The following is a 12,185-nucleotide window of genomic DNA, read 5'->3' as shown; positions in this document are numbered from 1 at the left end:
CCCGCCGCCCGGCCGCACCAACCGGATCAACAGAGTCCCCCTGGAGGTCAGATGAACGCGTCGGCGACCGGACGACCACACGAGCGAACGACCCGGCGCGAGCCCTGGCACGGCGTGCTGGTCGCCACGGCGCTGCCCCTGCGCGAGGGCTCCGCCGGCCGGCTGGGGGTGGACTACGACGGCTACGCCGAGCATGTGAGGTGGCTCGCCGGGAACGGATGCGACGGCGTCACCCCGAACGGCTCGCTCGGCGAGTACCAGACCCTCGCGCCGGAAGAGCGCGCCCGTGTGGTGACCACGGCGGTCGAGGCCGCCCCCGAGGGCTTCACGGTCATGCCCGGAGTGGCCGCCTACGGCGCCGACGAAGCCCGCCGCTGGGCCGAGCAGGCCGCCGAGGCGGGCGCCGCCGCCGTGATGCTGCTTCCGCCGAACTCCTACCGGGCCGATCCGCGCGCCGTGGTCGCGCACTACCGCGAGGTCGCCAGGGCCGGCCTGCCGGTCGTCGCGTACAACAACCCCGTCGACACCAAGGTCGATCTGGTGCCCGAACTGCTCGCGGAACTCCACGCCGAGGGACTGATCGTCGCGGTGAAGGAGTTCTCCGGCGACGTCCGCCGTATCTACCGGATCGCCGAACTCGCCCCCGGTCTCGACGTGTTGTGCGGAGCCGACGATGTCGCGCTGGAACTGGCCGTCGCGGGCTCCCCCGGCTGGGTGGCCGGCTATCCCAACGCGTTCCCCCGCGCCTCGGTCGCGTTGTGGCGCGCCGCCTCGGCCGGCGATCTGGAGACCGCGCTTCCCCTCTACCGGGCGCTGCACCCGCTGCTGCGCTGGGACTCCAGGACGGAGTTCGTGCAGGCGATCAAGGCGAGCATGGATCTCGTGGGCCGGTACGGCGGTCCCTGCCGCCAGCCGCGTGTTCCGCTCACCCCGGAGCACGAGGAGATCGTGCGCCGGGCCACCGAGAAGGCGCTCGCGGAAGGGCTCGGGTAAACCGTATGCGCAGCAGCCGGGTCTTCCACGCGGTCGACTCCCACACCGAGGGCATGCCCACCCGGGTCATCACCGGCGGTGTCGGTGTGGTGCCGGGCGCCACCATGTTCGACCGGCGCCGCTACTTCATCGAACACCTCGACCACATCCGTACGTTCCTGATGAACGAGCCCCGCGGCCACGCGGCGATGAGCGGGGCCATCCTCCAGCCGCCCACCCGCCCCGACGCCGACTACGGCGTCCTCTACATCGAGACCTCCGGCTGTCTCCCGATGTGCGGTCACGGCACCATCGGTGTCGCCACCGTCCTCGTGGAGACCGGCATGGTCGAGGTCACGGAACCGGTCACCACCATCCGCCTCGACACCCCCGCCGGGCTGGTCGTCGCCCGCGTCCGGGTCACGGACGGAGCGGCGAAGTCGGTCGTCCTGCGCAACGTACCGTCGTTCGCGCTCGGCCTCGACCGCACGGTACGGGCCGAACCCTGGGGCGACGTCCCGTACGACCTCGCCTTCGGCGGCAACTTCTACGCCATCGTCCACCTGGACAAGCTGGGCATCCCGTTCGCGCGTACGGAGAAGCGGCGCATCCTCGACGCGGGCCTCGCCATCATGGCCGCCGTCAACGACCAGGACCGCCCCGTCCACCCCCTCAACCCCGAGATCAACGCTGCCACCATGTGTATCTGGCCGCCCCCGGGTCGGACGCGAGGCACTCCCGGCACGCCATGGTCATCCACCCGGGCATGTTCGACCGCTCGCCCTGCGGCACCGGCACCAGCGCCCGTATGGCCCAGCTGCATGCCCGTGGCGAACTCGCCCTCGACACCGACTTCGACAACGAGTCCTTCATCGGTACGCACTTCACCGGCCGCCTCGTCGAAGAGGGCGTCCTCGGGGGGCCGGCGGCGACTCGCGGCCTGACCACCGTGATTCCCACCGTCGAGGGCCGCGCCTGGATCACCGGCACCGCCCAGTACCACTACGACCCGGACGACCCGTTCCCCGAAGGCTTCGAACTCTGACCGCACGAGCACTCCCCCTGAGAGTGGTCTTGCGCCGCTCCTGTTCCGATATCGGGTGTATGCCGCCATCACGGGAATGTATGACGGAAAGCCCCTTTCGGATTCCTCGGGCTGTCGTCCTCCGGCCGGCCCGCCCAGCGAACAGGAGACGGTGGTCATGAGCTTTGTCGGTGACATCCCGCACTATCCCTTCAGCTTCCGCGGCGACGCCCTGGCGAGTGAGCTGGGCAGATTCGTGGTGGAGGAGTCCGTCACCCGTGTGGTCACCAACGCCGGAGCGCGCGGCTGGCTCGTGACCGGCTACGCCGCCGCGCGGGAGGCGCTGAAGGACCCCCGGCTCAGCCGCAGTCTGATCGCCGACCCCGACATGCCGCAGGAGGACAGCTCGGCGCCGCCGCTCAGCGTCGTCGGCACGATGACCATGCTGCGGCGGGCGGGGCTGCGGGACGAGGCCGTGAAGGGCATGGGGCCCCGGCAGACGCATGTCTCCCTGGAGCGGGTACGCGACATCGCCGACACGCTGCTCACCACGATGAAGGCGAAGGCGGCCGAGAACGGGAACGCGAGTGGGAACGGGAGCGGGAGAGGGAACGGGAAGGGGAACGCGGACGAGAGCGCCGAACCGGGCGATCTGGTGGTCGACTTCGCCCTCCCGTGGGCCTCCCACGTGACCTGCGAACTGCTCGGACTGCCCACCGAGGCGGCCCCCGAACTGGCCGGCTGGTTCCGTCTGCTCAGTACGGGAGAAATGGCCGACGAGAACCTCTTCGCCGACTGGACCAAGGCGCTGAGGCGCTTCGACGACTGGATGACGGGCATCGGCACGGAAGGGCTCCTCGGCCGCCTCGCCCTGTTGAACCGCTCCTCCGGCCATCCGCTGAGCCATCAGGAGATGGTGGAGATCGCGCTGTTCCTCTTTGTGTCGGGACTCGGGAATCCGGCCGGCTTCCTGGCCCTCTGCGGACTGGTGCTGGCACGCGACCCGGAGCTGGCCGCCCGGCTGAGGCGGGAGCCGCGGGCGCTGCCCGGCACTCTGGAGGAGCTGTACCGGTGGTCCGTCATGCTGGGCGATTCCATCGCGCGTATCGCACGGGAGGACGCCGAGATCGGGGGAGTCCCGGTTCGCGCCGGTGAGCTGGTGCTGATCTCCATCGACGCCGCCAACCGCGACCCCGCCGTCTTCGACTCCCCGGATCGGCTCGACATCGACAGGCGGCCGTCGACGCCGCATCTCCGGTTCGGACAGGGCCGGCATTTCTGTCCGGCCGCCGCGCTGAACCGGGCGCAGACCGAAGTGGCGTTGCGTGCCCTGCTCGACACCCTCCCCGGGCTGCGGCTGGCCGTCGCGCCGGACCGGATCCGCTGGCGGCAGGACCACGCCGTACTGCTCCCGGAGACGATTCCGGTGCGCTGGTGACGGGTCGGACCCCGGCTCGACGGGCGGTGGCGCGGGTGGGGCGGGGGAGTGCGCCCCCGCCCCACTCCGCTCCCCGCCCCACTCCCTGTCCCGCCTACGTCACCACCGCCGCCGCGCCGGCCGGTGCGACCGTGGGACGCGTCATATAGCCCGACGTGAAGAAGTACTCCAGATAGCGGTCGAGCATCACCGCGTCCACCGGCGGACAGTCCAGCCCGCTCCCGGCCAGGGCCGCTTCGGTATTACGGCGGCTCAGCCGGGGAAAGACGCCCTCCAGATACATCTCCTTGACCGAGATGTCGCCCTGGTTCGCCCGGTCCACACAGAGGGACACGAAGGGCGCGGTGGGGCTGGTGGGATGGAGCGCGACATGACGTACCAGCTCGCCCACCCACTCCCCGTACGGCAGCATGCGCAGCTCGCATCCCGCCACGCGCATCCGGTCCAGTACGTCGCGCAGCACGGCCGGGCGGGGATTGGTGAGGTGGTAGACCCGGTCCTTCGCCCGGTGCCGGGTGGCGATGTGCACCACGGACTCCGCCACATGATCCACCGGCACGAAGTCCATCGGCAGCGCGATGTCGGGGGCGAGCCCCGTCTCCGCGATGGTCTTGAACAGCGAGCAGATCGCGGTCTCCGTGTTGCAGGCGCCGTGCAGCCGGTCCCCGGTCACTTCGTACGGACGGTAGACGGCGACCGGAAGCCCCTGCTCCGCCGCGTTGCGCAGCAGGCCCTCGGCGACCCACTTGCTCTCGGCGTAGCCCATGGTGAGCCGGTCCGCGTGGTCCAGCCGCACGTCCTCGTCGACCTCCCGCGCACCGGCGGTGCCGAAGCCGGCGAGGACCGCCACCGTGGACAGGAAGTGCACCGGCACGCGGCGGCGGGCCGCCAGTCCGATGATCTCGCGGGTGCCTTCGACATTGGCGGCCCGCAGGGCGCTGTAGGGATAGAGGAAGTTGACCCGTGCGCCGTTGTGCACGATCAGATCCAGGCACCCGGCCAGACCGGCGGCATGCTCCGGGGACAGGCCGAGTCCGGGAGCCGCGAGGTCCGCGGGGAAGCAGACCAGCCGCCGCCGTGCGGTGTCGTCCGCGCCTAGGCCGTAACGGGTGAGCGCGGCCAGGACGCGTCGCTCCGCGTGGGCCGCGCCCGAGGCACGTACCGGGCAGTGGATACGGGCCGTCGTGTCGCGCAGCAGCCGGTCCAGGAGGAACGCGCCGACGAAACCGCTGGCGCCGGTGAGCAGGACGTCCGAGGGCTCGCCGGGCCGCGGGACCGGCGTCCCGGCGGGCGGCAGCGGGAAACCGAGCGCGGTCTCGCGTACGAAGTCGACCTCCGCGTCCGGGGCCTGCCGGGTCCCTGGCGTCCGTGGCGTCCGCGACGGGGCGTCCGGTCGCGGCGCGCCGGCCGGCCGGCCGAGGTGGGCGCCGACGGCGGCCGCGAAACCCTCCAGCGTCGGGTCGGTGAGCAGGGCCCGGATAAGGCTGCTGCCGAGCGCCGCGTCGAGATCCAGCAACGCGAGCGTACGGGCCACCACTTCGGCCGCCAGCAGGGAATCGCCCCCGATGGCGAAGAAGCTGTCCGTGGGCGCGGGCCGTACGCGCAGCACCAGCCGCCACACCTCGGCCAGCGCCTCCAGCGGACCCTCCGCCTCCGTTCCGGGGCCGGACCGGGGCTCCCGGCGCCGACCCGGTCCGTTCGCGGCGTCCGCTCGTGACTTCCCGACTTCTCCGTCCGCTCGTGACTCCCCGCGCGGCGCGCCCACCTCGCCGTGCCGTGACTCGGCCAGCAGGCGTGTGCGGTCGACCTTGCCGCCGCTGGTCACCGGGAACCGGTCCCGCGCGATGAGGGTCGGCACCGCCTGGGCGGGCAGCCACAGTCCGCAGTACGTCCGCAGCGCGTCCACCGGAACGGTGCCGCCGGGCCGCGCGGGGGTGAGATAGGCGGCCAGGACTCCGTCGCGGAGTTCCACGACGGCCTCGCCGACCTCGGAGTGGCAGCGCAGCCGCGCCTCGACCTCGTCGAGTTCGATGCGCTGGCCGCGCACTTTGACCTGCCGGTCCAGCCGCCCCCGGTACTCCAGGAGGCCGTCGGTCCCCGATACGACGCGGTCACCGGTCCGGTACAGCCGGCCGCCCGGTACGTCAGGCGAGCTGACGAACCGTTCCGCCGTCAGCTCGGCGTCGCCGATGTACTCCAGCGCCAGGCCGTCCCCGCCGACGTACAGTTCGCCCTCCTCGCCCGGCGCGGTGGGTGTGCCGTCCGGGCGCAGTACCCGGCAGGTGGAGGTGGCGAACGGACGGCCGATGGGGACGCGGGTCTCGTCACCGGTCAGCTTCGGCAGGAAGTACGCGGTGGACACCACGCTGTTCTCGGTGGGTCCGTAGAAGTTGACGACGGTCGTGCCGGGGCAGGCGGTCTGTACGGCGTGGGCGAGGCCGGGATCCATCGCCTCCCCGCCGGCGGAGGCGAACCGCAGTCCGCGCAGGGCGCCGGGCCGGGTCCTGGCCAGATGGTGGAAGACGCTGGTGGTGAGGTAGGCGACGGTCACACCGTGCGTACGGAAACGCTCCTCCAGGACGGCGGGAGCGAGCAGTTCCTCGCGGTCCACCAGGACGAGACAGGCGCCGCCGAGCAGTCCGCTCCAGATCTCGATCGTGGAGGCGTCGGAGGAGAGGCCGTAGCCGTGCAGCACTCCGTCGCCTGGGCCCGGCGGGGGCAGCCGCGGATCCGACAGCACCAACTGGGCCACCCCGCGGTGCGCGATCGCGACAGGCTTCGGCCTGCCCGTGGAGCCGGAGGTGAACATCACGTAGGCGCGGTCGGTCGCCGCCGGGGACGGCGGCGGGGGGATGTCCGGGGTGTCCGGGACATCGGCCGCGTCAGGTGCGTCCGGCGCGTCCGGCGGAACGGTGCCGGTGACCCGGCCGAGCTCGACGCGCGTGTGCAGACCGCGGATACGGCGGGTGCTGCCCGGCAGGACGACCGCGACATGGACGCCCGCGTCCTCGGCCATCGCCCGCAGCCGGGCCGGCGGGTGGTCCTCATCGAGGGGCACATACGCGCAACCGGCCTTGAGGATGCCCAGGAACGCGACCAGCGCCTCCAGCGAGCGGCTGCCGCACACCCCCACCGCCGAGCCCGGTCCGACACCGGCGGCGACCAGCCGGGCCGCGAGCCGGTCGGAGGCGGTGCTGAGCAGGCCGTACGTCATGACGCGGTCCCGGTAGCGGGCCGCCGGGGCCTGGGGGGCGGCCCCGGCACGCGCTTCGAACAGCTCCGGGAGGCTGCTGTTCCGCGGATAACCGGGGTCCGGTGGGCCGGAGTCCCGTGTCCGGCCGGGATCCTGAGCCCGGTCGGGGTCCGGCCGACGGCCGAGGTCCGGTGGACGGCCGGGGCTCGGCGGACGCGCGAAGCCCTGGGGGAGAGGCGTGACGGCCGGTCCGTCGCGGCCGGTCGTGGGGTCGGGGTGGCTGTCGATACCGTCCGTGCGGGGGCCGGTGTCGGTCATGCGGTCCTGCCTTCCAGCGCTGTCGGGGGCGGATCAGCGCGGGCCGTCGGCACCGGCGAACTCGGCGGCGAAGGCGGCGAAGTCGGCGCTCCGCCAGCGCTCCGGGCGCATCCGGAACGTGATGTCCTCGATGAGCTGGTCCCGCGTCCCCGCGAGGTAGTCCCGTGCCTCGGCGGCCCCCAGATAGCGATGCGCCATGGTCTCGCGCTCCGCCGGGTCCATCGGATCGGCGACGGAGGTGACCGGACCTTCCACGCTGACGTAGCGATAGGGGGCGGTCTCGTCCTGGACGCACAGACTGAACCGCCCGGCCTCCTTCATCAGCCGCGCTTTGAGCGACGCCCGGCCGGTCTGTACCACGACGTCCTTGCCCGGCTCGTACCGGTACCAGACCGGTACGAGCAGCGGCGCTCTGACTCCTCGGGGGTCGGTGACTCCCAGGACACCCACATGGGTGTCGGCCAGGAACCGTTCGCGTTCGTCACTCCGCATGGCGGGCACCATCGACAGCCTCCACATCTCGCTCCGGGCCGGTGGACCGTCATGGCCCCGGCAGTAAAGAGGGAGAGCAGCGGAGCCGGGCTCACCGCGGCCGGGGAGGTCCCGCCGCCACGCCGCGGGCGGGTCGTACCGCTTCCGCCGTACTCCGCAGCAATCGTCTCGCCCCACCGGTATGCCCTCGCCTGCGCCACATGACCCGGTAAGTAATCCCTTTGGGGGTTTAGTGCTATTAATCAGCCCTGGGGTGGGCGTCGGTGAGCGGGGGCGAGAAAGGCCCTCTTCGCTTAACGTAGCCGTTCGGATACGTTAAGTGTCGATCGGGAAGTGTCGATCAGGCCGGGCTGGAGAGACGGAGACGGATATGACCATGCCAGCGTCGCGGGTGGAGCGAGTCGGTGTGTTCTGCGGCGCCCGGCCGGGCGCCCGCCCCCAGCATCTGAGGCTCGCCACCGAGTTCGGGGAGGCGCTGGCGCAGCGCGGGACGGGCCTGGTCTACGGCGCGGGCGGTGTCGGCATCATGGGCGCGGTCGCCGATGCCGTGCTGGACGCCGGGGCGCCGGTGACCGGTGTGATCCCCCGTCAGCTGTACGAACGCGAACAGCCGGACGAGTCACGCACCGAAGTGATCGTCGTGGAGACGATGCATGAGCGCAAGGCGCTGATGTACCGCCTCGCGGTCGGCTTCGCGGTGCTTCCGGGCGGCCTCGGCACGCTCGACGAGCTGCTCGAAGTGGCGACCTGGAACCAACTGGGCATCCATCACAAGCCACTTGTCCTGGTCAACCGGGGCGGATTCTTCGATCCGCTGCTCACGCTCCTGGACAACATGGTCTCCGACGGCTTCATCAGTCAGGAGGAACGCTTCGTCATCCAGGTCGCGTCCGGGGTGGAGGAGGCCCTCGACTGCCTGGTCGGCCCCGAGCCCCGGCCCGAGCGGCCGACGATCCCGCCGGCGGCCTCCAGGGCCCCGGTGGCCCCCACCGCCGCGACCTGACCGAACCGACGGTCAGGTCCGCGACGGGAACCGACAAGGACGCCGGGCGCGGGGATCACCCGGGATCCGCGTCAACCGGGTTCCCCGCGCGGCGAGTTGTGCGCGGCGATCGCGCCGGGGATGCTGGCGTGTCGGGTGGTACGTGACACGTCGGGCAAGGGGGACCATGGTCGCGCTACGGGGGAGCGATGTCCTTGACGCGTCGCAGGCAAGGATCCTCTCGGCCGCCGGTGAGGTGATCGGCGCCGGGTTCCTCGTCGCCCCCGACGTCCTGTGCACCTGCGCTCATGTCGTCGCCGGGGCACTCGGGGTGCCGGATGCCGGGGAACGGGCGCCCGGCACCCCCGTGGACCTCGACTTTCCCCTGCTGGGAGGCCGACCCCGGGCGCGGGCGACGGTGGTGTCCTGGCGGAGCGGCGGATCGGATGTCGCGCTGCTCCGGCTCGACGTGGCGGTCGAGGGCGCCAGGCCGGTGCCGCTCGTCGACGGTACGGGCGTATGGGGGCACACGTTCCGCGCGTTCGGCTACCCGGCCGGCGCCGACGACGGCATATGGGCCTCGGGCACGCTGCGTGCCGGACAGGGCTCCGGCTGGGTGCAGATGGAGGCCCAGGAGCCGGGGCCGCGCATCGCGGAGGGGTTCAGCGGGGCGCCGGTCTGGGACGACCAGCAGAACGGTGTCGTCGGGATGACGGTCGCCGCACACCGGGGCGAGCGCACCGCGTATCTGCTGCCGTCGGCCGAGCTGGTCGACGAACGGACACTGCGGCCGGTCTGCCCGTTCCAGGGGCTCGCGCCGTTCACGGAGGGCGACGCGGAGTTCTTCCACGGGCGCGACAGTGATACCGCCCGCGTGCACAAGGCCGTGCGCGGGCGGCCGGTGACGCTGGTGGCGGGGCCCTCCGGATGCGGCAAGTCGTCCCTCGTACGGGCGGGGGTCCTGCCCTTGCTGCGGGCCGAGGGAATGAGTGTGTCCGAGCTGCGGCCCGTGCCCGGGGTACGGGCCGCAGCCGTGCTCGCCCGCGCGCTGACCGGAATCCTGGAGCCGGGCCTCGGCGAGGTCGGACGGCTCGTCAAGGCCGAGGAGTTGGCCGGGCTCCTCGATTCCGGCGACGATGTGACCGCCGAGCTGCGCGGCAGGGTCCTCGCCCGGGGAGCGAGCGCCGGACACGTGATCTTCGTCGACCAGTTCGAGGAGTACGCGGGCGCTGCCGAACCCGCCGCCGTCCGCCGTCTGTTCGGACTGTTCGCGGCTCTGGCGGGCAAGGACGGCACGGCCGTGCCGCGCGTCGTCGCCACCACGCGGCCCGACTCCCTCGACGTGCTGGTGACGGCCGGCACCTCCGACCTCGTCAGCGACGCCGTGCAGTTCATCGCTCCGCTCGCGGCCGACAACCTGGAACGGGCGGTGACCGCGCCCGTCGACGCCGTGCCGGGGCTGTGGTTCGAGCCGGGGCTGCCGGAGCGGATCGTCGCGGACGCGGGCGACGAGCCCGGCCGGATGCCGCTGGTCCAGTTCGCCCTGACCGAGTTGTGGAAGCGGCGCTCCCGCTCGATGCTCACCCACGCCGCCTACGGAGACCTCGGCGGCGTCGCGGGCGCCCTCGTCGGCTACGCGGAAGACGCCCTGTCCGAGCTGACCCGGGACCAACAGGAGCGTGCCCGGCGGCTGTTCGTACAGCTGGCGCGGCCGGCCGGCGGTGACACCTTCTCCCGCAGCCCCACACGCACCGCCGACCTCGCGCCCGAACTCCTGCACGTGGCACGGGAGCTGGCCCCCGGCAAGCTCGTCGTGCTCTCCCCGGCCCCGGGCGGCGGCGAGCGCGAGGAGATGGTCGACCTGGCGCACGAGGCGCTGACGGCGCTCTGGCCACGCCTGAGGCAGTGGCTCGTCGACTCCCGTGACTTCCGCTCCTGGCAGGAGCAGCTCCGGACCGATCTGAAGCGATGGCAGACACAACACCACGAACCCGCACGCCTGTTGAGCGGAACGGACCTCGCCGAGGCCGGCCACCGGCTGGCCGGGCACATCGAGGACATCTCCGCCGCCGAGCGCGGCTACATCCTGCTCAGCCGCCGCCACTCACGGCGCGGCGCCCGCCTCAGGCAGGCCGCGGTCGGGGCGCTGGCCGTCCTCACGGTGCTCGCCGTCGTACTGGCGCTCTCCACCTGGCAGAGCCTCAGGACGGCCGAGGACCAACTGCGCACCCAGGCCGCGGGCCTGCTCGCCCAGGCCGCCGAGGACCGGCCGGGCAGCGACCCCGCCACCGCGCTGCAGCTCGCCCTGGCCGCCTGGAACACCAGGCGGACCGCCAAGACCGGCCAGGCCCTGCTGCACCGATGGCGGTGCGCGCCGAACCGGTGGGCGGCGAACGGTTCCGGGCCGACTCGGGAAAGTACAGCGTGTCGCCGGACGGGCGCTTCGTCGCCCTGGTCTCCGACCGGCGCCTCGAGGTGCTCGACGCCTCCCGAACCCGCCACCAGTCGGTGTCACTGCCGCCACCCGCCGGCCCGGCGGACTGGATACCCACGTGGACGGGCGACTCGGAGCGGATCGTGGTGTGGGGCGAGAGCGGCAACCTCCACCGGTCGTACTCCGTGCGGGACCTGCGCGACAGCGTGCCGCTGGACGACATCGTGCCGAAGGCGAAGGAACTCGACAGTGTCGACGAGCTGCGGGGCGGCGAAGTGGACAGTGTCGCCGCGCTGGAGGGAAGCGAGATCGCTCTGCTGACCGTGGACGGCAGGCTCGCCCGCGTGGACGCCGCCGACGCGGCCGTGCGCACCCGGCCCTTCCTCGTCCACCCCGCGCCGAACTGGGCCGGCACCGGCCTCACCAGCGAGATCCTCGCGAAGAGCCGGCTCATCGCCCGTCCCGGGCACCCCGGACAGGTCGCCGCGGTCACCAGGACGGGAACCCAGCGCGGCGAGATCCTGCTGTGGGACGTCCGTACTCCCCGACGCGTCGACACACTGACGGGAACGGCCGTCAATGTGCCGTTCGGCGTCGACTCCCTGGCCGGTGCGCTCGCTTTCGACGCGGACGGCTCACGTCTCGCCGTGGCGAACACCGATGGGCAGGTGAGTGTGTGGGACGTCGACCGCGGGAAGCGACACACGCGCAGCGTGCCCCGCGCGAGCAACGACGTCCTGATCGGGTTCGGCCCCGGCGACAGCGTCGTCACGTACCTCTTCGACAAGAAGCAGGTCCAGATCTACGACCTGACGGGCGACGGAGCCGTCGGCGCTCTGCCGGTCGCGGGCGGGGACTGGATCTCGGGGTTCGTGCGCGGCCATCGCCTGACCGTCGACACCGGCCGCCTGCGCCAGACCTTCGACCTGAGCCCCGGCGCCCAGTTCCGCACCCTGTGCGCCGCCGCGGATCGCGACTACACGGAAGCCGAACGGAAGTTGCTGCCGGAGGGAACCCCGTCGCAGCGGCCCTGTTCCTGACCGGGGCGGTCAAACGGACGGGGTTCCAGGAGGCGTTCTAGGCGGCCTCGTCCACACTGTCGTGGAGGGCCGCGGCCCACTCCAGCAGCAGGACCTCGTACGCCTCCGCGGGCCATGTCCCGTCGGACGTCTCGGCCGCCTCGACGAGCGCGCGGATGCGCTCATTGGCCGCGACGGCGTCGGATGCCGGGGATGCGGAAGCGGAGGAAGAGGACATGTGGCAAGCGTAGGGGGCGGCGGGCACCTCCCGGTGCCGATCGGGGAGCGTCCTTGCTCACACTTCGCTCACACA

At 72.3% G+C, this 12,185-nt stretch carries 8 protein-coding genes and 1 pseudogene; 6 read left to right on the top strand and 3 right to left on the bottom strand.

The genetic code is table 11. The features are described from left to right. Positions 1-51: 51 nt before the first annotated feature. From CU044_RS28290 to CU044_RS28280, 3 genes and pseudogenes are all read left to right on the top strand, one after another. Entirely contained in the window at positions 52-993 is a 942-nt protein-coding gene (locus CU044_RS28290) for a dihydrodipicolinate synthase family protein (RefSeq protein ID WP_129771647.1), read from the top strand. Between the two features lie 5 nt (positions 994-998). Further along, a pseudogene (locus CU044_RS28285) lies at positions 999-2,017 on the top strand (proline racemase family protein). Between the two features lie 157 nt (positions 2,018-2,174). Continuing rightward, the gene (locus CU044_RS28280; protein WP_129771603.1) at positions 2,175-3,434 is read left to right on the top strand and encodes a cytochrome P450; all 1,260 of its coding nucleotides are present in this window, start codon (positions 2,175-2,177) and stop codon (positions 3,432-3,434) included. Between the two features lie 94 nt (positions 3,435-3,528). Here CU044_RS28280 and CU044_RS28275 read toward each other — a convergent pair whose 3' ends face one another. Both CU044_RS28275 and CU044_RS28270 read right to left on the bottom strand, forming a co-directional pair. After that, positions 3,529-6,945, bottom strand: a complete 3,417-nt coding sequence (locus tag CU044_RS28275; RefSeq protein WP_205124117.1) for an amino acid adenylation domain-containing protein — start codon at positions 6,943-6,945, stop codon at positions 3,529-3,531. Between the two features lie 33 nt (positions 6,946-6,978). Beyond that, positions 6,979-7,437 carry a pyridoxamine 5'-phosphate oxidase family protein gene (locus CU044_RS28270; RefSeq protein ID WP_240045892.1) on the bottom strand — a complete coding sequence of 153 codons (459 nt, stop codon included), beginning with the start codon at positions 7,435-7,437 and terminating at the stop codon, positions 6,979-6,981. A gap of 370 nt (positions 7,438-7,807) precedes the next feature. Here CU044_RS28270 and CU044_RS28265 point away from each other — a divergent pair, with 370 nt between their 5' ends. The 3 genes from CU044_RS28265 to CU044_RS38805 all read left to right on the top strand — a co-directional run bounded on the left by CU044_RS28265 (position 7,808) and on the right by CU044_RS38805 (position 11,893). After that, positions 7,808-8,440: a TIGR00730 family Rossman fold protein gene (locus CU044_RS28265; RefSeq protein ID WP_129771601.1), complete on the top strand. Its 633-nt coding sequence runs from the start codon at positions 7,808-7,810 to the stop codon at positions 8,438-8,440. A 166-nt stretch (positions 8,441-8,606) separates the two neighbouring features. Continuing rightward, the gene (locus CU044_RS28260; RefSeq protein WP_129771600.1) at positions 8,607-11,174 is read left to right on the top strand and encodes a trypsin-like peptidase domain-containing protein; all 2,568 of its coding nucleotides are present in this window, start codon (positions 8,607-8,609) and stop codon (positions 11,172-11,174) included. Next, positions 11,078-11,893 carry a hypothetical protein gene (locus CU044_RS38805; protein ID WP_165371990.1) on the top strand — a complete coding sequence of 272 codons (816 nt, stop codon included), beginning with the start codon at positions 11,078-11,080 and terminating at the stop codon, positions 11,891-11,893. The genes CU044_RS28260 and CU044_RS38805 overlap by 97 nt, the downstream gene beginning before the upstream one ends. A gap of 37 nt (positions 11,894-11,930) precedes the next feature. Here CU044_RS38805 and CU044_RS28255 read toward each other — a convergent pair whose 3' ends face one another. Beyond that, positions 11,931-12,110, bottom strand: coding sequence for a hypothetical protein (locus tag CU044_RS28255; RefSeq protein WP_129771599.1), 180 nt, complete (start codon positions 12,108-12,110; stop codon positions 11,931-11,933). Positions 12,111-12,185: the final 75 nt, after the last annotated feature.

Source organism: Streptomyces sp. L-9-10 (assembly GCF_004151105.1).
In the GTDB taxonomy this organism is placed as follows: Bacteria; Actinomycetota; Actinomycetes; order Streptomycetales; family Streptomycetaceae; genus Streptomyces.
This window is presented reverse-complemented; position numbering and strand designations above follow the sequence as displayed.

What these genes read in the sequence shown, in the direction of transcription:
- CU044_RS28265 (WP_129771601.1), top strand. Translation starts at nt 7,808, where the DNA reads ATGACCATGCCAGCGTCGCGGGTGGAGCGAGTCGGTGTGTTCTGCGGC.
- CU044_RS28255 (WP_129771599.1), bottom strand. Translation starts at nt 12,110, where the DNA reads ATGTCCTCTTCCTCCGCTTCCGCATCCCCGGCATCCGACGCCGTCGCG.
- CU044_RS28270 (WP_240045892.1), bottom strand. Translation starts at nt 7,437, where the DNA reads ATGCGGAGTGACGAACGCGAACGGTTCCTGGCCGACACCCATGTGGGT.
- CU044_RS28290 (WP_129771647.1), top strand. Translation starts at nt 52, where the DNA reads ATGAACGCGTCGGCGACCGGACGACCACACGAGCGAACGACCCGGCGC.
- CU044_RS28280 (WP_129771603.1), top strand. Translation starts at nt 2,175, where the DNA reads ATGAGCTTTGTCGGTGACATCCCGCACTATCCCTTCAGCTTCCGCGGC.
- CU044_RS28260 (WP_129771600.1), top strand. Translation starts at nt 8,607, where the DNA reads ATGGTCGCGCTACGGGGGAGCGATGTCCTTGACGCGTCGCAGGCAAGG.
- CU044_RS28275 (WP_205124117.1), bottom strand. Translation starts at nt 6,945, where the DNA reads ATGACCGACACCGGCCCCCGCACGGACGGTATCGACAGCCACCCCGAC.